The organism is Paenibacillus sp. NAIST15-1 (assembly GCF_001894745.1).
Lineage (GTDB): Bacteria > Bacillota > Bacilli > Paenibacillales > Paenibacillaceae > Paenibacillus_B > Paenibacillus_B suaedae.
The window spans coordinates 46,715-71,273 of record NZ_BBYF01000010.1 but is presented as its reverse complement, the minus strand read 5'-3'; the positions used below and the strand labels follow the sequence as shown (position 1 = coordinate 71,273).

Below are 24,559 nucleotides of genomic sequence, written 5' to 3'. Positions count from 1 at the left end.
TTCGATAACTTTTTTTTATCAATCATAGGAAAATCGTCTCAAAAAATCAAACTATTTTTATACTAAAAACGGAAATCTGATCCTATTTCACTATATTGTATCCCCTCAGTGGATAACTGTCTACTTATTCCTCTCAGAATGTGCATTTCTGCATTTTTATTTTTTTGCATAAAAGTTGCATAAATACTCATTCCGTTAAGGAGTACAAAAAAAGCTCTAAAAAATGAACAATGTCATTTTTCAAAGCTTTTAAATCAAATGTTATTATTTGGTAAATATATCGAATTATAACGGATGCGCCACATTCTCTACTTTCTTATCGACGAGCACAAGCCGCTCAGATGCATTCGCATCAAATGCATAATTTCTATCTCTTCCATATCGCGATAACAAGGTTTCTGTCGACATGATAATCAACTTCGGAATCATCTGTTCCGCTTGCTGCCTCAATCGATTCTGTCCCTGTGGATGAATAATGCTCATCAGCAGCCGCAAGTATCTCCGAGACACCCAAGAGAATAATCCTCTTGGCAAATCTCGTACCGTAAATCCGAATTGCTCGGGTCCCCGGTGCATCATGCTTACTCCGTACAATGCTTTCACATTCGCCCGTAAATTCTGATCGCTTAGCAAGTAATCAGCAAGCTCTGGCAGCGTACGTTCTACGGAACGTATCATCTGAATTGCAATTTGCATCGCACTCCTCGACCGATGACCAATATCATATAATAGTCGATTGTCGAAATGCAGTTCCAGCACCAGGTCATTATGCTTCAATTCTACTCCGTCATCTAAGACTACGGCCTTGCCATGATACGGACGAACACGGAAATGAAACACAGGCTGTTCATGGTTCGTTGTCTTCAACGCAAAGACGGAGTGGAAAGCTTTCTCATAGAGAAACCAGAAACGTACGACCATGCGTCTAAGCAAGCTTGGATTCTTCATCCGGGCTTGATCGGTCAATCGAATGAGCTCATCGATACGGACACAGCGCAGCTCGCGCTTCTCCGCTTCGTCTAGAAACCGTTCCAATGCCGCCAGCATATTCGCTGGCGCTTCCCGATCTGCCCCAAGTGTAAGGCCGCAATCATGCAGCAGTAGAACTTCCCCACCCCGACATCGCTTCATCATACGCCGATACAAGCGTTCAGAGCCGAGCTTCTTCCGCCAATCCCCGAATAGAACAGACCACAATATAATTTGCAAGTGACCCAATCTGCCATAATCGAATAGATTGACAATCCCCCAAGGCGGTCGATAGTAATTCGATCGTTTGCCAGTTACTGATTCAATAATGTCTGACGTTTTACGGATTTGTCGTTTCACCGTTTTTGGACGCATCAGCCAGTTGGACTTATGAACATAATTGTGAATACCGATAAGATGACCCTCATCGTGCATTCGCTTCAGCACGTCTGGATGCTGCTCTGCGTGGATGCCAACCACAAAGAATGTTGCCTTGGCATTATATTTCTTCAATAGGTCTAACAGCTGAGGTGTATAAATCGGATCTGGACCATCGTCGAATGTCAACGCCAGTTCCCGTTCTGCACGTCCCTTCTGGAAGACACGAAATCCAAACAGGCGGCTGATTAAGCCAGGGAGAAACGCATAAAACGTCAGGATGTAAAACCCCCATAATAAAATGAATTCTACCATCCCAGTTCCCCGTTTCTTATTTACATAATAAAATGCAACGTTCTCAAGCTCTTCAGACTTGAACATATACGTATACTTACTCTACGTATGAACTGTTATTATTGTAACATAATGAACAAAGAATAGGCACGGGAAATCGTTTCGTGTACAATGATTATCATATTGTTATTTGGTGAAAAGGAGTCTGTTCTATGATTGCATTTTACCGTAAGTATTGGCGGACAGCATTTGATATCGCTTTGTTGATTTTGACTGCATATTTAATCATGTACACGTTTAGCTACTTGTACTCGATAGCCGCCCCTATTTTTCTAGCCTTCATCGTATTCATGTTCATCGAACCGCTGGCGGCATTTCTTCACCGGCGGGGTATGCGGAAAGCTATCGCTTCGGCCATCTCCGTCTTATTGTTCGTACTTGTCATTCTAGGAGCCATGTTTGGGCTCGGTTTTATACTCGTGCATCAAGCAATCGAGCTGCAAGCCAAGCTGCCTACCTATATTAAGGCAGTTCAGAGTGAAATGGTGAACATCGCCACGTATTTGCAGAACCGGTATGAATCACTGCCGCCTGATGTATCTGGCCGCATCAATGAATATGCCGGCAATGCGGCCCAGCATATTTCCGAATTTATCGTCGGATTGCTCAGCCTGCTCATTAAGCAAATAACGTCCTTCTCGACGTTTACGCTGAACTTTTTCATCGCCATCATCCTTGGCTATTTCCTCAGCATCGAGATTGATACTTGGCGCAGAGTTGCCCGCAATAAAACACCGCGCACGTTTCTTAAAGCCTACATATTTCTAAAGGAAAATGTTCTGAAGGGGTTATCTGCTTACTTAAAGGCTCAACTGAAGCTGATTTCCGTTACCTTTGTCATTGTGTTTATCGGTCTGCTTGTACTTGGCGTGAGCAATTCCTTCTTAGTCGCTTTATTGTCGGCACTTTTTGATTTACTGCCGCTCTTAGGGATTCCATTTATCTTTATCCCTTGGATCGCCTACCTGCTTATTATCGGAAATACATCGCTAGCCATTGGACTTGCAGTCGTTATGGGCGTCACCCTTCTAATCCGGCAAATTCTTGATCCGAAGATTACGGGGACATCGCTTGGGGTATCCGCATTTACGATGCTGTCCTTCATGATCGTGTCCATGTCATTGTTCGGGGTTATCGGCATCGTCATGTCCACCGTCCTCTTGATCTTAATAAAAGCTCTTTACGATCAAGGTTATTTAAAACGTTGGATTCGTATGCCTAAAGAAGAATTTGTATCTGGACATCCATTTGACAATTCTCCTGATCAAAATGAGGACAATAAAGATAACGAAGAACCAAAGAACAAGTAGAAACCAAGATACCTTGTTGATATGAAATAGCAGGCCAATCTTCCTTGATGAGATTGGCCTGCTATTTATGTGGAGGCTGTGCAGCCAGCACATCCATTACAGCTCGGAATACCTCTGTTGCCTTATGCGAAGTGCCAGATTGGTCATCTTCGCTGACGACACTCACTGCATACTTTGGCTTCTCAACTGGGCCGTACCCTACAAACCATGTATGTACGTTAGCCGTCCCAAATGCCTCAGCTTGGGCAGTACCACTCTTGCCTGCAACATTCCAGGAAGCCTGTTTGAGCGATTGCCCCGTACCGTACTGGACGACATCCACCATCATTTTCATTACGTTACGGGCTGTCTCCAGCTTCATCACTCGCTCCTTTTTGACTTGTACAGGGAATCGAACGATCGGCATCCCTGTGGCATACTGCACTTCCTGAATCAATCGTGGTGATCCGAAGTTTCCATTCTGAAGCAGCGTTACGACGAAGTTGGCTGCAGCCAAAGGTGTCAATCGAACATTCCGCTGCCCGATACCAGATTGAGCTCGTTCTCCGCCCGACACATTCCCCGGCTGTACATTGTCAGGAAATATTCGACTTCCTTCCTCTCCTTCGAAGTGCCGCAAACTCCGGTGGCCCATCCCATCATCCGAAACCATACCAACAAGCCCGCTTAGCCCCATTGTCTTGGCATAGTTCAATAGCTGCTGCCCTGTCAATCGTTCTCCCAACTCAGCAAACACTTCATTGCATGACTCTGCCAATGCCTCACGCAATGTCAACGTACCATGCCCTTCTGGAAGCCAGCACGCTAAACCGTACTTCCCATAATGCCCATCGCAGGAAAAGCGTTCATTCAGTTGCGTCAGTCCCGCTTCCATTGCGGCAGCCGCAATGAACAGCTTATAGACAGACCCCGGCTGGAGGGCCTTGGTTGCCCGATTGTTCCACGCTGCCTTCTCCGGCTCAATATGATAAGGATCTGCGGCAGGGCGAGACACCATCGCCACCACATCCCTTGTTGCTGCATCAAGGACGACTACCGATCCCTTCTCAATATGATACCGATCAAGTACTTGCTCAATAGCGGCTTCGATTGTCTGATCCGTTGTCGTAATAAGCCTTAATGGATAATATGGATTATCAGGACGCCGTAAGCGCACATCGAGTCCATGCAGCGGCAGTTGACTTGCATCTGTATAATGGACGACTGTCGTGGCGCCCAATCCCTTGAGCAATGGTTCAAACGTTCGTTCCAAACCCGATACACCAACAATACTTGAATTAGCATTGTTGCCACTCTTCTTGAAATACTCATTGTTCGATGTATCCGTCATATCCGCAATAGCCCCTACCCATTGCGGAGTATGCTGACGAAGCGGATATCGAACTGTATATGGAAGTACTCGAATCCCTTCCCAATCAGATAATTGAACTCGATCGGCCTGCTCCGCACTCAGCTCGAAGGGCAATTTTTTATCCTTCTCATTCGGCCAAATGTAAGGTTCGACAAGCTCCTCCCATCGACGCCGGACTTCTTGTTCTGACTCGTGCAGCCAGAGCGCCATGCTCCGAACTGCATCCGTACGAATAGCATTTTTATTCACTGGGAAGAGGACAAGGGCCTTCACGACCTGACCCGTATACGGGCGCCCAGCCCGATCTACGATCGAGCCGCGTCCATCATCCAGCACTACACCACGTGCCCGTTGAATGACGGTGCGCTGCAGAACAGTATGGACTCCATCATCCACCTTGCTGTGCACGAACAACAGCTGGAGCCAGCCTAATCTAACAATATAGATTCCGATCATTACGGTAATGGCACATGCGAGCAGAACAAGCCGATTGTACATGAGCTTCTGCCGCTTCGAACGTTGGCGCGACAACACTTCATCCACCTCCTTATCCACAAACGAAGTCCGTTTCTCCTTATCAGTACCATTACTGCCCACTTCTCCTTATGCATAACCACAAGCGCTAGTTCATGCGCGAATCTATCCTTTTGATCACACCTACTCGGCATTATTTCTGCACAAAAAAACCCCTACCATTCCGGTAAGGGCTCACTTTTTCCGTTATTCTAAATCACTTACGCTTTGGCATTCTTCTTACGCATCATATCGAAATACGTAACCGGCTGATCGACCTTCATACGCACAAGTTGCAGCGGATGGCGAGCTGCATCTAGCTCATTGCCTTCTGTATCCCACAGCTTCTCTACCTTCTGCTTGAAGAACGTATTGTTCGGGCCGAAGAACTCAACCTCAGCTCCAACCTTGAAGTGATTGCGCTGTTGAACCGTCGCGATGCCTGTCTCAGCGTCGTAGTCCATAACCAATCCAGCGAAATCATAAGGTGCCGGCTTGTCTTCCGGCTCGTAAATATGATCCTCATGATCCGGCTCTTCGTAGAAGAAACCTGTATTGACAGGACGGTTAGCCGCCTTATAAATCTCGTCCAGCCATTCCTGCTTCAGCTCATAATTGTCCGGATCGGCCATATACGCATCAATGACTTTCCGATACACATTAACGACCGTAGCCACATAGTGAATCGACTTCATCCGGCCTTCAATCTTGAAGCTGTCCACCCCAACATCGATCAGATCCGGCAGATGCTCGATCATGCATAAGTCCTTCGCACTCATGGCGAACGCATTGTCATTCTCATCGAACAACGCCTTTTGATTGACGCCTAGACGGAACTGCTCCAATACAGACGAACCAGATGCTTCCTGTTCGCTGATCATATCCATTGCATCTGCACGGTCATCCTCGAACAGATCGTATTTCCAGCGGCATGATTGACAGCAGCCGCCACGGTTGGAATCGCGGTCTGTAAAGTGGTTGGACAACACACAGCGTCCAGAATAAGAAGAACACATCGCACCATGAATAAAAGCCTCAATTTCGATGTCAACGTGATTTTTCATTTCCTGAATCTCATCCATGCTCGTCTCCCGAGCTAAGACGACGCGAGGCATGCCTTCATCTTTCCAGTATTGAATCGTCTGCCAGTTCGCGATGGACTGCTGTGTACTTACGTGAACCTCCAGCTTCGGCGCCACGCGCATGGCAGTATCAATGATAAATGGATCTGCAGCAATAATGGCACTAATGCCCGCATTCTCCAGATTGCGAAGATACTCTTCCAAGCCTTCGACATCTTCATTATGCGCATAAATATTCGTCGCCACGAACACCTTCGCCCCATATTTTTTAGCAAACTCCACACCTTCACGCATTTCTTCAAAGCTGAAATTGTCCGCATTGGAACGCAGACCGTATTTTTGTCCGCCAATGTACACGGCATCCGCACCGTAATGAATAGCGAACTTCAACTTCTCCAAATTACCGGCGGGAGCAAGTAATTCCGGCTTATCCAAGCGATATCGCTTGCCGTTATATTTACGTTTCGTTTGTGTACTCATCGTTGTACGCCCCCTCCTTAATACATTTGTTCTTTATAGAAAAATCCGAATGAGAGCTCTCGCTCTGGATCTTGAACTGCACGAATGCGTTCCAGCCATTCTTCCTTCATGGAATACCCTTCAGGATCGACAATATAGCTATCAATCGCTTCGCGATACACGCGAACAACGGTTTCATTATATGAAATCGACTTCAAAATTCCTTCGATCTTAAAGCTGTCAATGTGTGCATCGAGCAGCAACTTCAAATCTTCGATGAAGCACATATCGTCTGAGCTCATGATATGTGTTCCGTTCGCATCTTCATACATCGGGAACTTCTCATCCTGACGTTCTCGCTCTACGAGGAACAGCTTCTGCTCCATCCCTACCTCATATGTGCCTTCTTCTTTGCCAAGATGACGCATGTAATGGTGAACTAAATGGCGCTTGGAATGATAAATATTCGTCATCCCATGGATTTGAACTTGAACCTCCATATCCGGAAGCTGCTGCTTCATCTCTACCACTTGCTCAAGGTTCAGCTCGCGGGCAGCAACGATACGGCTTGCGCCACGCTTCTGCCAGTACTGAGCTGTCCGGTAGTTCGTCGATGTCATCTCCGCATTCCACTGCAGACGAAGAGTTGGCGCTGCTGTTCGTGCAACCATAATTACAGCTGGATCGCCATAGGCAATCGCATCAACGCCCAGTTCCTCAAGTCGCTTCAAGTAAGACGACAGATCTGTCAGATGCTCATTATGCATAATATTATTTACTGCAACATACAGTTTGGCGTTATGGCTGCGGACGATCGGCAGGCTTGCCTCGATATCTGCAATGGTCATTTCGCCTGGCATGCGCATGCTATATTTTTCTTCCCCGACGAGGACTGCATTCGCGCCTGCTTGAAGCAAGCGTTCCAATTCCTCAACACTGCCTGCGGTAACAAGCAATTCAGGTTGATAAGTCATGTTCATTTCACCGCTTTCTATTGTGCTGCCGTTTTCTTGCTCTGTTCGATATTACGCTGATGCTCTGGGAATGTCTTGGCGAACAGATGCGTGTGAGTGCCGTCTTTTTTCGTCACATAATACAAATATTCTGAAGCCTCCGGCTTCAATACTGCTTGAATGGAGGCCGTACTTGGACTGGAAATAGGCCCTGGCGGCAATTTATCTATTTTATACGTATTGTAAGGACTGTCGATTTCCAAGTCCTTATAATACAAACGTTCCTTCGGCTTGTCCAGTGCATATTGAACGGTGGCATCAATTTGCAGGCGCATCCCCTTCGCAATTCGATTATCGATGACGCCCGCAATCAATGGACGCTCTTCATCCACAACCGCTTCTCGCTCAACAAGCGAAGCCAAGGTCAGCATATCGTGCAGCGTCAGACCACGTGTCTTCAAATCGGATTCCCAAGTTGGGGAAGCCTGCGACAATCGCTTCTCTGTCTCTTGCACCATCCGTGCAATAATCTCTTCCTCAGAGCTCCCCTTCTTCAACTCATAGGTCTCAGGGAACAAGTATCCTTCAAGTCGATGCTTCAACTTGGCGTCAGTCGGAATATGCGCAGCGATCGGGGCCTGTCCCTTAAGCCAAGCCGTATCATTCGCCAGCTTCAAGAAGCGATTCTTATCCACAACGCCATCATTGCTTAGTTTGTCCGCAATTTGTTCTACGGTATAACCTTCTGGAATTGTGAAGCGAACCATTTCTTCCGGAACGACTTCCCCGCTGTTGAGCTTCGCGATAATGTCGTCATAGGTAACACCGGGACGGAACGTGTATTTCCCCGCTTGGAAGCGGCTTCCCTCCCCGTTCCATTTCAAATACACTTTAAAAATGAGTGCATTGCGAATAATTCCCTGCTCCTCCAGCTGTGATGCGATTGCTGCTGTTCCAGAGCCCTGTTGGATCGAAACGGGAATCTCCCGTTCTTCTTGCGCGAGCGGACGCATTCCGCTCCATATATAACCAACACCAGCGCCAGCTACGAGTAGAAGCACAAGGCTGATCGTGAGCAGCACCTTCGAGCCTTTCTTCATCCACACACTCTCCTACATGGAAAAAGAGCGGAAATCCGCCCTTTTTCCGTAAAATATCAGTTAGCCGATGCCATCCACCGACTCTACAAACGACAAATTAAAATTCGTCTCGGTACGTTAATTCATCATACAGCTCAGCTACTTCTTCCCACTCGTCATCATCTTCGATCGTTTCGAGCTCCCAGCCTTCTGCTTCGCTCCCGATAATGCGATACAGTTCCTGCTCCGGTTCTTGAGCACCTTCTGGAAGAAGTACTGCATACGCTCGATCATCAAGCCGGAATTCAGCGATTAACGATAGGACACGACTGTGACCGGCCTCATCCGTCATCTCAACGAATTGACCGAAGGCATTCTTTAGCTGTTCTGTCAATTGAAGTTCAAGTCGTTCGGTCACCCTTCATTCTCCTCATCCGCTGTAAATAACGTATTGAACGTTTCCTCGACAATATTCCATTCTTCTTCGTCCGTAATGGTAAACAGCTTCAAATCGTCATCCTCTTCTTCATAACGGAACGCATACACTTCATCCGCATCTTCATCATCAGAATCGACAGGTACGACCATCATATATTTTTTGTCCGTGCCATCTACATCGAACTTCATAATGACTTCGAATTCTTCCTCGTTGCCCTCGTCGTCCGGAATATAAATGATCTCCGGTTCTTCTTGCAAATGTTCATCTCGTGTCATAGTAACCCCTCACCTTCTTGATTGATAGTCAAGATATGTTTGTAATATAATGGTTGCCGCCATCTTATCGATGACTTGTCGACGCTTCTTGCGACTGACGTCAGCTTCCAGCAATGCGCGTTCTGCCGACACCGTACTCAAGCGTTCATCCCACAGGTGAACGGGCAATCCGAACGACTGCTTCAACTGTTCTGCAAATGACATGCTTAGCTCGCCCCGAGGTCCGACTGTGCCATTCATGTTCTTCGGCAGTCCAAGGACGAAGGCTTCCACGCCGTGCTCCTTCACAATGTCACCAAGTCGCTTCAGATCATTCTCTGGTTTGCGACGCTCAATGACTTCAAGTCCTTGTGCCGTCCAACCAAAAGCATCGCTTATCGCGACACCGATCCGTCGATCTCCGTAATCCAAGCCAAGAATCTTCATTCAGTCTCTCCCAGTATTCATCCAGTGATGCTTACTTCTCTATCCGTGCTGCATTCATCCTCGCGACTTATCGGTGATGATTCAAGTAGAAGCGAACTAATTCTTCAATCAGTTCGTCCCGCTCTTTCTTCCTCACGATACTTCGAGCATTGTTATGCCGCGGGATATAAGCGGGATCCCCGGATAGAAGATAACCAACGATTTGGTTAATAGGATTGTATTCCTTCTCGAGAAGCGCATCATAGACAGACAACAGGATATCTTCGTTGGAAGCTTGCTGTTCCTCCGCTTTTACATTGAACTTCATCGTCTTATCCATGGAATTCATCGCTAACACCTCGCTTTACTCTTATCATAACACATACCCGAACAAACTAGAAAATATTCCGATCCAAAGCTTGGCATTGTTCACAAATTTGACGACAATAACCTCCCTATGGAATCGGATCAGGGAGCCCCTATTGCAGGGCTCCCCTCTCTTATATTATACGCCAAGCTGCTTCCCAACAAGCTCATCCACGAGAGCCAATGCCTCTGGCAGCTTGGAAGCGTCTTTGCCTCCAGCTTGCGCCATATCAGGACGGCCGCCACCGCCACCGCCGCACACAGAAGCGAGCTCTTTAATCAACTTGCCGGCATGAAGCCCCTTCTTTACAAGCTCTGGAGCAACAGCAACAACGAAGTTCACTTTATCTTCATTTACTGCACCGAGTGCGATAATCGCTTCTGGAAGCTTCGCCTTCAGTTCGTCTGCCGTCGTACGAAGTGCATCCATACCGCCTGCATCGACTTGTGCAGCCAGCACTTGAACACCAGCAACTGTTCTAACTTGGTCTGTCAATTGTCCTGCTTCAATGCTGCTCAGCTTGCTCTTAAGCGATTCATTCTCGCGGGACAGCTCCTTCTCACGTGAGAACATAGCTTCAATACGCTTCGGTACATCCGCTACATTCGATTTAAGCAAGGAACCTGCTTGCTTCAACAGCTCCAATTGCGCCTCCATATACTGATACGCATGACGGCCCGTTACAGCCTCAATACGGCGTACACCAGAACCGATGCCGCTCTCGCTTACGATCTTGAAGAGACCGATTTCTGAGGTGCTGCTAACATGGCAGCCACCGCATAGCTCAATGCTGTAATCGCCAACTTGTACGACACGTACAACATCGCCGTACTTTTCGCCGAACAACGCCATTGCGCCCATTTCTTTGGCCTCATCAATCGATTTCGATTCGATAACAAGCTGTGTGCCTTTCCAGATTTGCTCGTTGACACGATGCTCGATGTCCACAAGCTCCTCTTCGCTAATGCTGCCCAAATGTGTGAAGTCGAAGCGAAGACGGTCAGGCTGCACGAGAGATCCTGCTTGGTTCGCATGCTCACCCAATACAATCTTGAGCGCCTTATGAAGCAAGTGTGTCGCAGTATGATTCTTAATAATATCCTCACGAATCGCGCGAGCTACTGCAGCTTGTACTTGCATGCCGACACGCAGTGTTCCTTCTTCCACGCGCACTACTGCGATATGCTGACCATGAGGAGCTTTCCATACATCTTCAACTGCTCCTTTGAATCCAGCTGCTGTAAGGACACCGCTGTCGCTTACTTGACCGCCGCTCTCCGCATAGAATGGCGTGCGATCAAGCACTACTTGGCAAGTCGATCCTACTTGTGCTTCTTCTGCCATTTCGTTATCCACGATCAGTGCCAGTACACTGGATTCAGTTACCAACTCATTATATCCAACGAACTCGCTTTTAGTCGTGTAATCAGCAAGTGGCCCGCCTTGTACCTTCATGCTTCCCGTATCTTGACGAGCTGCACGGGCACGATCACGCTGTTCTTGCATCGCCTGGTCGAAACCTTCACGATCAACCGTCAATCCATGTTCAGAAGCATAATCTTCTGTCAAATCGAATGGGAATCCATACGTGTCATACAATTTGAACGCTTCTTGTCCGCCAATTTGCGTGCGTCCTTCCTGCTTCGCAGCAGATGCCAAGCTTTCCAGAATCGCCAAGCCTTCTACAAGCGTCTCATGGAATCGCTCTTCCTCGTTTTTGATTACCTTCTCAATGAACTCGCGTTTTTCAACGATTTCGTTGTAATGTGAGCCCATTACTTCACATACCGTCTGTACCAGCTCTACCATGAATGGACGGTCGATACCGAGGATCTTGCCGTAACGGACTGCACGACGCAGCAAGCGGCGGATTACATAACCACGGCCTTCATTCGATGGCAGAACGCCATCGCCTACAGCGAATGTTACGGTACGAACATGGTCTGCGATTACTTTCAAGGCAACGTCGAACTCTGGACGCTCATTATACTTCACGCCTGCAATGCGGCATGTTGCTTGAATGATCGGCTGGAACAAGTCTGTATCGAAGTTGGAGTCGACATCCTGCAAGATTGAAGCGAAGCGCTCCAAGCCGGCGCCTGTATCAATATTTTTGTTCGGAAGCGGCGTGTAGCTGCCGTCCTTGTTATGATTGTATTGTGAGAATACATTGTTCCATACTTCCAAGTAGCGCTCGTTCTCTCCGCTTGGATAGCATTCTGGATCCTCTTCCAATGTTCCGTACTTCTCTCCGCGATCGTAGAAGATCTCTGTACAAGGACCGCAAGGGCCTTCCCCGATATCCCAGAAGTTGTCGTCGCCTGTCTTCACAATGTGGTCAGCAGGAAGGCCGATCTTCTCATTCCACAGCTTGTACGCTTCTTCATCATCGTTATGGACAGTAACATAGAGACGATTCGGATCGAAGCCAATCCATTCTTTGCTTGTCAAGAACTCCCAAGCCCATGTAATAGCTTCCTCTTTGAAATAATCGCCGATGGAGAAGTTCCCCAGCATTTCGAAGAACGTATGGTGACGGCGAGTCTTGCCGACATTCTCGATATCGTTCGTACGAATACATTTTTGCGAGTTTGCGATACGCGGGTTCTCAGGCTTCACGCGTCCGTCAAAATAAGGCTTGAGCGGTGCCATACCCGCATTAATCCAGAGCAAGGATGGGTCATTGTGTGGTACAAGCGATGCGCTTGGCTCAATGTGATGCCCTTTGCTTTCAAAGAATTTCAACCATTTTTCGCGAATTTCACTAGCTTTCATGAGTAAACGCCCCCAATAGTTTGTTATATAAAAATAAAAAAATCGCCCCTGAAAATCAGGGACGATTCATATATCGCGGTACCACCCTGGTTATCGCATACATCATCCCCCATTTTATCAAGCCTGCGTATCATGCAAGCAAGGGCAAGAAAAGCGTCTGCGATCGCCTCGACGTTGATAACGGGTACGTCCCGGTGAAGTTCCATTCACACTCAGAAATTAGCGTTCAGCTGTTCTTCAAGGTGAAGATTCTTGCAGCCAGCCGGCATATGCCGATCCGGAATCTTCTCTCTGTTCCTAGGGCTTCAGCTTACTCGTTTTCGTCTTCGTTTTGTTCCATATACCTATCCAATAATTTAGTATAAGCAGCAGGCAGACGGTTGTCAAACTTCTTTCGTTTGATCCCATCTGCCTGCTCAACGGATTTTCGCTGAAATGCGATTATCCTAAATATTCAATTTGCTCTAGCATGCGTTTCAGCATAACTGCTGCCTGCGCACGTGTCGCGGTAGCCTTAGGCTGGAATGTATTCGCGGTCATCCCTTGCACGATCCCTGCGGATACTGCCTTGCCTACGCCGTCGCGAGCGTAGCCGCTCACTTGTCCGCGATCATTGAACTTGTTGAGTGCGCTTGGGTTCGAAGCCACATTGCGTCCTGTATATTCCATAGCTCGAACGAGCATAATTGCCATTTGTTCACGGTTGATCGACTCGTTCGGACGGAACGTGCCATTTTCATAACCGCCAATAATTCCTGCCTTGGTCGCAGCCCCAATATAGGGAGCCATCATGCTGGTCTGATTCACATCACGATAAGCGGAAGCACCGGATGCATCAGCTTGAAGCCCCAGCGAGCGTGCCAGCAAAATCGCGAATTGCCCGCGCGTAATGTTGGCGTTTGGTGCAAATGCATTATTGCTGACACCCTCAATGATATACTTTGATGCCAATTCGCGGATGGCGTCTCGTCCCCAGTGGTCTTTAATGTCCGAGAAGTCCTTCGAGCGATCCATCATAGCAACGGAACGATTGCCCTTGAACTGGAGGGCGTATACCGCAACGCCTAGCTCCTGCTTCGTCACTGTAGGCACATATCCCGCCTTGTTCAGCACGGAATCATAACGAACGGCTGATGCATTACTACGCTGTATCAATTGTGCGTTGCGCACTTTATATTTCAAGTTAGCCTCAATTGTACGCGGCGTAGCGGAGCCAGCAAATGCCGACAAGCGGAATTCAATCGGATTGACACGCACGCGTGCACCTGTATCGTTCAGGCTGCGCAGCAATGCATTGGAATCCGATCCCGACTGTGATTCTGCTTGAAGCAGCAGATATGCCTGATTGTTTCCCCACTCGCGTTCAAGCGCACGGAAATCCAGCTCACGAAGCGGTACCGACATCAATATATCGCCATAACGAATGGAGAAAATCGCATCATTCGCCTTATTGTATACTTCATTCAACGTTTGCAATGGAACAGCAACCACTGCTCCGCGCTCGGATGTCGGCACATCAAATGCCAGATGATTACGCGTGCCGTTCTTGAGTACATATTCAAAAGATGATTTCAACTTTGTTGCCGGTATTGTATAACGCTTCGCAGTGCTTCCGCTCAAGGAACGATCAGAGCTTGTGTCCGCTGCCGAACTGGAGAGCAAATACCATCCATCATCCAAGAACCAGCGGAACGTAGCCGGTTGCAAATCTCCGGGACGTGTCGTGGAACCATCAGTTTTATTCGTAACGGTCGTAGAAGCAAACGACTGCAGCGAATTCCCTGCCAAGTCCTTAATCGGATTTTTACCCTGCAAGTAAGCAACTGTTACCGCACTGTATGCATTGACCGCTTCGTCCAGCGTCAAGGTAACTTCTTCATTGCGTGTCGAAGCACGCTTTACCTTAATCACCCGATTGTCCGAGTGTACCACGAATTGAGATTCATCCGGCGAAGGCAATTCCTTCAAGCGCTCGGAGAAGACAAGTGTCATCGTGCTGCCCTTCACAGAAGCTGAACGCAAAGTTGGAGCCGTTCGGTCAGAACCATTATCCACCTTCTTCAAGGTAAATACAGGAGCCTTGTTCCCCGCCAGATCCGAAATACGAGGTTCACCCGTACCTGGCACATAGGATACCGTGACATCATCACCATCGCTAACACTGGAGCTCAAGATCAGATTAACCACGTTATCACGCACTTGAACAGAATCGACATTTCGGGATGAGCGATTGACATACACCGAGAAATGACCGCGCGGCGGTACTTTGCTCGTGTCTAATTGCTCATTATAAGTCAACGTCAGCAGGCTCCCGCTTACTTCTGCCCGTTGAAGCACTGGCGCCTTCGTATCCGCATCATTGCGCGCCAGCACATCTGTAAATGCTTCAAGCTTGTTGCCGCTCCGATCCGTCAACGGATATCGATCTGGCTTGTAACTTACTCGCACCGTTTGATTATCGCGGATTACATAAATAAGCGACAGCGTTACCTTCGAGCCGTCCACAGATATGCGGCTGACTGTCTTCTCGCTTCCATCCACGGTCACCTTGAATTGCTCATAAGCACGCGCCGACACTGTATCCAGCGGCTCCGACATATCCAACACTACCTTCATGCCTTGCGCATTGGCTGACTTCACAACAGGAGGCGTACGGTCAACCTCATTGCTTACTGATAATTTCTCAAATGCAGCAGCCGCATTGCCTGCCGTATCCTGAATAGACTTGCGGTCAGCACTAGGACGATAGGAAATGGAAATGCTCTGACCCGCAGAGACTCCATTCTCCAGGCTTACATCCACATAATCGCTGCCCATTGCTGTACCCGTTACACGGCGTGTGTCACCATTTACCCATACTTCAAAGCTTGCAGCTGGTGGAACCGAGGTCTTCTTCAATTCCTTATCGAACGTTAAGCGAATCGTGTCCACCTTGCTCAGCGCAGCGGACTTCAACGATGGAGCCGCTGTATCCGGATTGCCTGTTGTGAATTTCCATGTATTCAATCCAGCATAAGACTTCCCACTTGCATTGCACAGAGAATCTGCCGCAATCTCAATCGTGTAATCCATATTGGGCTTCAATTGTTGAACGGGGTCAATCGTAATTGTATTTGTTCCGTCTCCCGTAACCCGGTTAGAGGACATCGGCAGCGCTTCGAGCACTTTGCCGTCCTTCGCCTGCTTCATAATGACGCTCCCGCCGGATTGCTTCCATACCTTCTCCTTGAAAGTCAACACAAGCTTGGAATCCACACGGACGTCCCGTTGCCCGATCGCTGGCGATACCGTATCCAACTGAGGCGCTCCAGTATCAGCTGCTGTCGTGAACGTCCATTCTGTAGGGTCATAAATACCCAGGAACTCAGAGCTGCCAGACTTGAACGTGCCGAAATCTGCTTGAACCCGATAGGAAGCCCCAGAATCCAACGGCTTGGATAGCGTAATCGTTGCTTTTTTCTTCGTATCATCGAGCCGAACTTGGCTGCTGTCTACTGCAACATCCTCTACCTTATCGCCATTTTTCTTTCTTACGGTGATGTTCCCGCTTCCTTTTTCCACTTCACTTGTAAACGTAAGAATAAGTTCAGTTCCGACATTGACATCCGTCGCTCCAGCAGCTGGAGACATGGATGCCACCTTAATTGTTTTCAAGCCCTCTATTTTGTCTTTCACTGAGTCTTTAAGCACTGTGCTTGAGTCTGTCTGCGGCAATGCCATTGCGGCATTCGCAGAAAGTTCCATCGCTAAAGCAATGGTGAGCAATATCGCAAGTGTTCGTTTCACGTAGAACTCTCCTCCCTTAATTTCCCTTTCGTTCCCCAGGACGCAGCTTCGCATAGTTTCACGAATAAAATATACGGCGTCCATCCTTCATTACCGCCGTATCCAATTCTTTAAACGCGCCGAACAACATATTTGTTGTTCATAATTGCGAAACTTTCTGAAAAATAGGTCTTAAGTAGGATGTTACGTTGCCGTGATTTCCCTTTACTACCGATAAATGCTCACACTGTCTTTCTTCGGATTTGATAGGCTACAATATGCTGACAGATTACTTTTACGACTGCAAAGAAAGGAACCGCAAGGATTAGCCCCACAACTCCAGCAATCTCCCCGCCCACAAGCAGGGCGAAAATGATCGTCAGCGGATGCATATGAAGCGTCTTGCCCACGATCTGTGGAGAAATAATATTCCCCTCTACAATTTGGCAGATGGTATTTACAACGATGACCAAAATAATCATTTTGAGCGATACCGTCGCTGCGAAGATAAGTGCGGGAGCAGCACCGAAGTATGGCCCGAGATAAGGAATAATATTGAACACGGCTACACATAACGCAAGCAGGAGCGCATAGGGCATGCCAATTATCCAATAGCCGATATATGCAAGCACACCGATAATAAGGCATACGAGAAATTGACCTCGGACGTAGCTTCCTAGTGCAGCATCAATTTCTCGGAATAGCATCACCGTATGCTTGCGATGCGAACGCGGCACATAAGCTATTACCGCCCTCTCGAATACGTCAAAATCTTTCAATATGTAGAAAATGAGGAATGGTACGATAAGCGCAATGAAGAGCAAATTAATGGCGGCCCCAATATTCTCCATAAAGTCCGATATCGCTTTGCCTATGCGCTCCTCTAGAGCATAAATGGAGTCATTTAATCCGGAACGTACAGATGACGGCATCGTCTTGCTAACCCCGTCCATCATCTGTTCCGCCTTCGCATTTAGGTGGGGCATCTGATTGTTAAGCTCAGCAAGCTGCCTCACCAGCATGGGGATGATATTGACTAAAATCACGGTGACTACCGCAATAAACACTGCATAAATAAGCAGCACTGCCATCGTTCGCGGCACTTTCCGTTCATTGAGCAGGATTACGATCGGATTTAACACATAGGCAATGATCATGGCCACGAAGAAGGGGGCAAGCACGGCCTTGAGGAAGCCATATACATGCCCGATAAGAGGTTTCATCATAAATAGAAAATAGAGGATGATAAGACCAAGCAGACAATAGATAGCCATTATAAAAAGACGGTTCTTCCAAAAACGCTCCACTGTATTACACACTCCGTTCATGTACGCTTGTGATGTAGAATGCTTGCAATACAGTAAAGTATGTGTAGCCTAGAGAGAAATTAATCCAACTGGTATCCCTTCCTCCATCCGCCATATGCGCTGATTGTCACTGCCGCGGAAGGGAAGTCCTGGACAACGGCGCTCCGCTACGAACGGACCATCAACCAATACATCCACACAGCGAAGCAGCTCTTGCTGGTCAGCTGTTCCTCTTTCAAGCAGCTGCTCCACCGTATATCCCGTATATACCCATATATGTCGACCCGACTGACGCAGCAGCCGGGTCAATTCCTTCACTTCCTTTGCTTGCATGAACGGTTCTCCACCGGACAGTGTGACATCCGTAAGCGGATTGGACAGCAACTCGGCTGCCACCTCCGCTACACTCATTTCCGTGCCGTTCATCATGTTCCACGATTGCGGGTTATGACACCCCTCGCACTGATGAGGGCAGCCGCTGAAGAACACAACTGTACGCAGCCCTTCGCCGTCAACGACACTGTCATGCAAAATAGATAGAACACGCATACTCATCGATGCTTCACCCGCTCCGTCTCTTCCTTCCGCTTCGCAGAGTTCCACTTATCCATATCCCCTACCAAATAACCGGTAATGCGGCGAATGCGCTCAATCTGCGAACCTGAGCTTCCACACATCGGACAGCTATCTTCAATCGTATCTTGATGGCCGCATGTACGACAGCGATCAACAGGATGATTAAGAGAACCATACCCAATCCCGCTCATCGCCATTGCACGCACGATACGGTCAAGTGCCTGTGGGTTGGCTTTCGCGCTTCCATCCAGCTCAACATACGTGATATGCCCGGCATTGCACAGCTCATGGAACGGCCCTTCGATTTGAATCTTGTCGATTGCTTTCAACGAGTAATAGACGGGTACATGAAACGAGTTGGTGTAATATTTCCGATCCGTAATTCCTTGTCTCACTCCAAAATCATCTCGATCCCGGCTCGTAAATTTACCCGATAGACCTTCAGCCGGCGTCGCGATTAAGGAGAAATTAAGACCTGTCGCTTCAATCGCCTCATCCATTCGCATACGCATATGAGACACGATGCGCATGCCTAGATTGCGTGCATCCTCAGACTGGCCATGATGGGAACCAACAAGCGCTACAAGCGCCTCAGCAAGTCCGATAAAGCCAACACTAAGTGTCCCCTGCTTCAGGATATCTCCCAGCTCATCCTCGGGTTGCAAGTCCTCACTTCCGCGCCATACCCCTTGCTTCATAAGAAAAGCAAAGTCACGCACCTGCTTCTTCGATTGATAGTCGAATCGCTCCCTCAACTGCTTCACTGTCAAGGACAGAAGCGAGTCCAATCGGCCAAAGAAATCATCCACACTGGACGACATCATAGCAAGGCGAACAAGATTCAAAGAGGTAAATGACAAGTTCCCTCTGCCGATCGCCGTTTCGTCCCCGTTCACATTGCCCATGACGCGCGTTCTGCAGCCCATGTAGCATGCCTCGCTCTCGGGTGTGCCGTTATCGTACTGCGAATTGAACGGAGCATCGAGAAAGGCAAAGTTAGGGAACAGCCGCTGCGCTGTCGTTTGCAAGGCAAGCTGGTACAGATCGTAATTCGGATCAGCAGGATCGAAGTTGACGCCTTTCTTCACTTTGAATATTTGAATCGGGAAGATAGGTGTTTCTCCTCTACCAAGACCGGCCTGCGTTGCGAGAAGAAACTGTTTAATCAGCATTCTCCCCTCCACAGAGGTGTCCGTGCCATAGTTCAATGAAATGAACGGTACCTGCCCACCGCCTCTAGAATGCATCGAGTTCGCATTATGAATGAATGCCTCGCAAGCCTGATATACGTCACGCTCCGTTAGTCTCCACGCCTCTGTCTCTAGATCGAAGTCTGCTTGCAGCGGCAGTGATTCCATATAGCGAATATGGCGATTGAATGTCTTGCGCACATAAGGGGCCACATCATAATCGAACATCGGATACGCCTGTCCGCCATGCTGCTGGTTCTGGTTCGCCTGCAATATAATCGATGCCAGCGCAAGCGCGCTCTTAATATCCTGCGGCTCGCGCATATATCCATGACCTGTGTTGAACCCCTGCTTCAACATCTTGCCCAGAGGAATCTGGCAGCACGTTGTCGTACCGGAGGCATAGAAATCAAGATCATGTGGATACATCAGGTTCTGCTCCACTGCATCTCTTACGTCTGCAGACAGCAGATGTTGAACCGCATACCAGCGTGCGCTTTCGCTAGCGATCTTCCCCATCATACCCATTGGCGATCTTCCATCTACATTCGCATTTTCCTGCATCAGATCCTGATTGCCACCGTCAACAATCTCATGCAGCGATGCCGTCAGCCGCTCTGTACTGGTCCGATTGCTCCGATCCCATACTGCGTTCGTCCGTTTCATGGATACCATCGTCATATCAAACTCATTCCTTTCTCTTTATGTACCATCATTTTCAGTGCAATTTGTCTATGTTAACTATATCTAGTGTTGTTATTTGAAAATGAGCACAATATGCATTATGAACGAACTCTTTTTCTCACAATATGAGATTCATCACGGACAAATGGCCGAGCATGCAAAAAGCGCCCGCAATCGCCTCTATAAGGCGGTTACGAGCGCTTATGTTCCATATGGTGGATATTTCTGCCTGACCCTTACGATGAAGCCTGCGCCTCTGGGAACGAAGGTGCAGCAAATTCATCACCAAAAAACAAGTCATCTAGAGAGCTTAATGTGCCATCCTCTTCGACCTGGTAAACTGACATCTTGTCCCCGTTCACCGTCAGCTCTATATAACATCCCCAGCAATAAAATTGGTGGGAACCAATTTTCCCGATATCTTTGGAATTGCAATTCGGGCATCGCAACATCGTATTCACCATTCCGTCCATTGACTAATTTGTTCGTACCGTTCAGGTTATCCGCCATCTTCGAAGATGATAACATCTGATCCCCATTTCAAGCGGCTTGTCCCATCTATCCGCCGTCTGCCTTCCAACAAGTCAGACAGCAAACCGTCTGAAATTTCCAGACCTGTTACTTGGTTACCCATATTTGGCTGAAAATAAACATCGGCGACCCATCCTAATTGCGATCCTTCACTTGTCATGACAGGCAAATCCTTCAACGCTCCATTCCCTGTCAAGAAAGCCCTCTCTATATGGATAGCCTCCGTATGCCGGATGGCTGTATCATTCGCGATCATTATTGCATCCTCACCACAAGCCGTTACCTCTTCCCAGCTCACAGAAGGAGGTGGTGATCCCTTGCGGGAACGACCTTCAAGCTCTATATGTGTGATAGTCCAATCATTCGAAATGCGGATATCCTTTACCTTGGTCAACCGCTTCCCCGTCTCGATTCCGTATACGGGAAGGCCGATTAGTTCCAACAGCTTCATATCGGGGCCCCCTCTTCAGCTAACGGCATTCACTTCCAAATGCAGGACGTTCCTCATCAGAATCAGGGAGATTCTCATTTCACGTACGTCCCCGGCCAACATGCCGCGTTATCTTCAAACGCCCCTCCTTTCACGCTGTGACAGTTCCCTTACTGTCTAGTACGAACACGTGATACGATGGTTGCAATTTGTTGCGCAGCGCAAGCAGCCTCTTCCCTAGTATTGCCCAAACCGAAGCTGAATCGTACAGCCGTTCTCTTGCGCTCATCTGGTAAATCCATAGCCTCTAGCACATGCGACAATTCAAGCGAGCCTGATGTGCAGGCAGATCCGCTCGAAGCCATAATTCCCGCCAAGTCCAAATTCATCAGCATTGTCTCCGTAGGCACATCCAAGAAACTAACATTCAATATATGCGGCAAATGCTCAGTAGGATGGCCATTCATGACCACTCGATCGCCGAGAACTGCTGACAACTCTGTCCACAGCGTGCTGCGCACCTGCGCAAGTTCCTCCAGCTTCGCTGGAAGTGAGCCATTCGCTATCTCCATTGCCTTCGCCATTCCGGCAATCCCTGCTGCATTCTCCGTCCCTGCTCTGCGCTTGCGTTCTTGACTTCCACCATACAGCAGAGGATCCCAGTGAACACCTGCGCGAGCATAGAGAACGCCTACTCCCTTGGGTCCATTAATCTTATGGGCAGAAAAGCTGGCAAAGTCAACCGGCAACGCGTGCAGTTCGAGCTTCAAATGCCCGAGCACCTGAACAGCATCCGTATGCATCAGAATGCCACGCTCACGTGCCAAGCGGCCAATTTCTTCTATCGGCTGAAGTGTGCCCACCTCGTTGTTGCCATACATGACACTAATGAGACAAGTATGCGGGCGCAGCGCAGCTTCAATTGCCTCAACCGATACTCGACCCATCTGATCCGGCGCAACATAAGTAACCTCGAAGCCCAACTTCTCCAAGCGCTCGCACGCATGCAGCACTGCATGATGCTCCAATTGAGTCGTCACGATATGCGGCTTGCGTGCGGATGCATCGCCACTGCTTCCTAGCTGAGCAGCAGTTTCTGACGATTGCTGCAGCCAGGCAGACCATGCTGCACCGAAGATGGCAGCATTATCCCCTTCCGTTCCTCCACTCGTGAAGACAAGCTCCTGCGGCTGGCATCCCAGCTGGGCGGCAATACTATCACGAGCTTGATTCAAGGCGAGCTTCGCTTCACGTCCGAACGCATGAACGCTGGAAGCGTTTCCGAACACTTGATGCATACTGTCGGTCATGGCTTGTAGTACGTCTGGATGAAGCGGAGTCGTCGCTGCATGGTCAAAATAGATGCGTTCCATTGTATTCCCTCGTTTCTGCTAATCCGTATGACAAATAACAATATCAAACTTCACTCTCAAGATAAGTGGTCGTCAACCTATAGCTTGCTATCCATCCATCGTCTAGATATAGAACATGTAGCTGTCCTGGCTTCCCACATCCTTATAGTTAACCAGATCGGCAAGAGTCGTGGAATCAAGTACCTGCGCAATGCTGTCCCGGATACGCAGCCACAAGTCACGCTTAGCCGGATCATCCTCTTCCGTGAAGTCGACTGGGGAGATTGGCCCTTCCAGCACGCGAATAATTTCACCTGCTGTAATATGTTCAGGAACGCCCGCCAGTATATAGCCGCCGTATGCGCCGCGAATACTCTTAACCAATCCAGCATTGCGTAGCGGCGCAATCAGCTGCTCCAAATAATGCTCGGACAGTTGGTTCTTCTCTGCAATACTCTTTAGCGACGTTGGGCCTTCTCCACAGCTCTTTGCCAGCTCCATCATAATCGTCAGGCCATAACGGCCTTTCGTTGAAATTTTCATATTATACACCTCATAGTTTTATTATCGTATAAATCCAATGTATTCCGATTAAGGTTCCCTGTATATCGTAACATAACTCTTCTCTTTATGGACAATAAACTGATGTGCTATTCCCGAATTATTTCCATTTGCTTGAAAATTCCTTGACATCATCTCTTATTTCCGGTATACAAGCCCTTATGGTACAATACTAAAGGAAGTGAATAAAACTCACTTTTGTATCAAGCCTGTATTAGTTTCAAGCTATTATGATAAAATCGCGAGCCGATAGCCATTATCGCAAGGCCATTCTTACAGCTCGCAGCAAAGACGGTGATACCATGACAAACTCTAATGCGAACACTCGCGTCGTCGTCGGCATGTCGGGCGGCGTAGATTCCTCGGTGACAGCACTGCTGCTTAAGCAACAAGGCTACGATGTCATCGGCATATTTATGAAAAACTGGGACGACACTGACGAGTTCGGACAGTGTACAGCCGAAACCGACGCGGAAGATGTTCGCCGCGTATGCGAACAAATCGGCATCCCTTATTATACGGTGAACTTCGAAAAGGAATATTTCGATAAGGTCTTCACCTATTTCTTAGACGAATATCGTCACGGTCGTACGCCTAATCCAGATGTAATGTGCAACCGTGAGATCAAATTCGGTGAATTCCTGCAGAAAGCACTCGATCTGGGTGCAGACTATCTGGCGACAGGCCATTACGCGCGTGTCCTTCATGAAGACGGCAAGCATACGCTGCTGCGCGGTGTGGACGGGAATAAGGATCAGACTTATTTCCTTAATGCGCTGAATCAAGAACAACTAGCGAAGGCTATGTTCCCGATCGGCCATCTGCCGAAGCCGGAGGTTCGCCGCATTGCAGAAGAAGCAGGACTAGCCACTGCCAAGAAGAAGGACAGCACCGGCGTATGCTTCATCGGTGAACGCAACTTCAAGCAGTTCCTGAGCCAGTACTTGCCTGCACAGCCTGGACAGATGATTGACATCCGTACAGGAGAGGTGAAGGGCCGCCATGACGGGCTTATGTATTACACGCTAGGTCAACGCCAAGGCTTGGGCATAGGCGGCTCAGGCAATGGAGAGCCATGGTTCGTTGCTGAGAAGGACTTGGCCAACAATGTTCTGTATGTGGTACAGGGCGATGATCACCCAAGCCTCTATTCCACAGGGCTCGTTGCATCTCAGGTCAACTGGATCGAAGGCGACATGCCAACTGAACCGATCCGCTGCACAGCCAAATTCCGTTACCGTCAGCCTGACCAAGGCGTTACTCTCCAGAAGAATGCGGACGGAACAGTTGAGGTAACATTCGACGTCAACCAACGCGCTGTAACACCTGGGCAAGCAGTCGTCTTCTATGATGGCGACATTTGCCTCGGCGGTGGCACGATTGATGTCGTCCACAAATTGAAGGCGTAATACTCAGCAGGATTGCTGAACGAATACAGGGGGTTATCCCGCACT

The 24,559-nt window shown here is 48.4% G+C and carries 20 protein-coding genes; 2 read left to right on the top strand and 18 right to left on the bottom strand.

Translation table 11 applies throughout. The features are described from left to right. Nucleotides 1-285: 285 nt before the first annotated feature. A complete protein-coding gene (locus PBN151_RS19825) occupies nt 286-1,662 on the bottom strand; it encodes a polysaccharide deacetylase family protein (protein WP_072730474.1) in 1,377 nt (458 codons plus the stop codon). Nucleotides 1,663-1,853: 191 nt separating this feature from the next. On the opposite strand from PBN151_RS19825, the gene ytvI reads away from it, so the two are divergent. After that, nucleotides 1,854-3,011: a sporulation integral membrane protein YtvI gene (ytvI, locus tag PBN151_RS19820; protein ID WP_072730372.1), complete on the top strand. Its 1,158-nt coding sequence runs from the start codon at nt 1,854-1,856 to the stop codon at nt 3,009-3,011. Nucleotides 3,012-3,072: 61 nt separating this feature from the next. Here the strand turns inward: ytvI and PBN151_RS19815 are convergent, their stop codons facing one another. From PBN151_RS19815 to cymR, 17 genes are all read right to left on the bottom strand, one after another. Further along, on the bottom strand, nt 3,073-4,917 hold the full coding sequence (locus PBN151_RS19815) for a peptidoglycan D,D-transpeptidase FtsI family protein (protein ID WP_227774878.1): 1,845 nt from the start codon (nt 4,915-4,917) through the stop codon (nt 3,073-3,075). A gap of 179 nt (nt 4,918-5,096) precedes the next feature. Beyond that, complete coding sequence (locus PBN151_RS19810; protein WP_072730371.1) at nt 5,097-6,437, bottom strand: peptidase U32 family protein; 1,341 nt, start codon at nt 6,435-6,437, stop codon at nt 5,097-5,099. Between the two features lie 17 nt (nt 6,438-6,454). Next, complete coding sequence (locus tag PBN151_RS19805; RefSeq protein ID WP_072730472.1) at nt 6,455-7,390, bottom strand: peptidase U32 family protein; 936 nt, start codon at nt 7,388-7,390, stop codon at nt 6,455-6,457. 17 nt (nt 7,391-7,407) lie between these two features. Continuing rightward, a complete protein-coding gene (mltG, locus tag PBN151_RS19800; RefSeq protein ID WP_072730370.1) occupies nt 7,408-8,469 on the bottom strand; it encodes an endolytic transglycosylase MltG in 1,062 nt (353 codons plus the stop codon). Between the two features lie 97 nt (nt 8,470-8,566). Beyond that, nucleotides 8,567-8,866 (bottom strand): DUF1292 domain-containing protein, encoded by a 300-nt coding sequence (locus tag PBN151_RS19795; RefSeq protein WP_065292202.1) that lies wholly within the window; start codon nt 8,864-8,866, stop codon nt 8,567-8,569. After that, nucleotides 8,863-9,162 carry a DUF1292 domain-containing protein gene (locus tag PBN151_RS19790; RefSeq protein ID WP_021257000.1) on the bottom strand — a complete coding sequence of 100 codons (300 nt, stop codon included), beginning with the start codon at nt 9,160-9,162 and terminating at the stop codon, nt 8,863-8,865. The genes PBN151_RS19795 and PBN151_RS19790 overlap by 4 nt, the downstream gene beginning before the upstream one ends. A 9-nt stretch (nt 9,163-9,171) precedes the next feature. Next, nucleotides 9,172-9,588: a Holliday junction resolvase RuvX gene (gene ruvX, locus PBN151_RS19785; protein ID WP_021257001.1), complete on the bottom strand. Its 417-nt coding sequence runs from the start codon at nt 9,586-9,588 to the stop codon at nt 9,172-9,174. Nucleotides 9,589-9,655: 67 nt separating this feature from the next. Further along, complete coding sequence (locus tag PBN151_RS19780) at nt 9,656-9,916, bottom strand: IreB family regulatory phosphoprotein (RefSeq protein WP_005547503.1); 261 nt, start codon at nt 9,914-9,916, stop codon at nt 9,656-9,658. A gap of 156 nt (nt 9,917-10,072) precedes the next feature. Continuing rightward, complete coding sequence (alaS, locus tag PBN151_RS19775) at nt 10,073-12,709, bottom strand: alanine--tRNA ligase (protein ID WP_072730369.1); 2,637 nt, start codon at nt 12,707-12,709, stop codon at nt 10,073-10,075. A 441-nt stretch (nt 12,710-13,150) separates the two neighbouring features. Further along, entirely contained in the window at nt 13,151-16,495 is a 3,345-nt protein-coding gene (locus PBN151_RS19765; RefSeq protein ID WP_072730367.1) for a SwmB domain-containing protein, read from the bottom strand. Between the two features lie 221 nt (nt 16,496-16,716). Continuing rightward, nucleotides 16,717-17,781, bottom strand: coding sequence for an AI-2E family transporter (locus tag PBN151_RS19760; RefSeq protein ID WP_072730366.1), 1,065 nt, complete (start codon nt 17,779-17,781; stop codon nt 16,717-16,719). Between the two features lie 69 nt (nt 17,782-17,850). Continuing rightward, the gene (nrdG, locus tag PBN151_RS19755) at nt 17,851-18,330 is read right to left on the bottom strand and encodes an anaerobic ribonucleoside-triphosphate reductase activating protein (protein ID WP_028531392.1); all 480 of its coding nucleotides are present in this window, start codon (nt 18,328-18,330) and stop codon (nt 17,851-17,853) included. 2 nt (nt 18,331-18,332) lie between these two features. Beyond that, nucleotides 18,333-20,213 carry an anaerobic ribonucleoside triphosphate reductase gene (locus PBN151_RS19750; RefSeq protein WP_227774875.1) on the bottom strand — a complete coding sequence of 627 codons (1,881 nt, stop codon included), beginning with the start codon at nt 20,211-20,213 and terminating at the stop codon, nt 18,333-18,335. A gap of 254 nt (nt 20,214-20,467) precedes the next feature. After that, the gene (locus PBN151_RS19745) at nt 20,468-20,683 is read right to left on the bottom strand and encodes a hypothetical protein (protein WP_036592596.1); all 216 of its coding nucleotides are present in this window, start codon (nt 20,681-20,683) and stop codon (nt 20,468-20,470) included. Nucleotides 20,684-20,730: 47 nt separating this feature from the next. Continuing rightward, the gene (locus PBN151_RS19740) at nt 20,731-21,213 is read right to left on the bottom strand and encodes a PRC-barrel domain-containing protein (RefSeq protein ID WP_065292198.1); all 483 of its coding nucleotides are present in this window, start codon (nt 21,211-21,213) and stop codon (nt 20,731-20,733) included. A gap of 149 nt (nt 21,214-21,362) precedes the next feature. Continuing rightward, on the bottom strand, nt 21,363-22,565 hold the full coding sequence (locus tag PBN151_RS19735; protein ID WP_072730364.1) for a cysteine desulfurase family protein: 1,203 nt from the start codon (nt 22,563-22,565) through the stop codon (nt 21,363-21,365). A gap of 102 nt (nt 22,566-22,667) precedes the next feature. Then, nucleotides 22,668-23,087, bottom strand: a complete 420-nt coding sequence (gene cymR, locus PBN151_RS19730) for a cysteine metabolism transcriptional regulator CymR (RefSeq protein WP_021257010.1) — start codon at nt 23,085-23,087, stop codon at nt 22,668-22,670. Nucleotides 23,088-23,407: 320 nt separating this feature from the next. On the opposite strand from cymR, the gene mnmA reads away from it, so the two are divergent. Further along, nucleotides 23,408-24,514, top strand: coding sequence for a tRNA 2-thiouridine(34) synthase MnmA (mnmA, locus tag PBN151_RS19725; protein ID WP_072730363.1), 1,107 nt, complete (start codon nt 23,408-23,410; stop codon nt 24,512-24,514). Nucleotides 24,515-24,559: the final 45 nt, after the last annotated feature.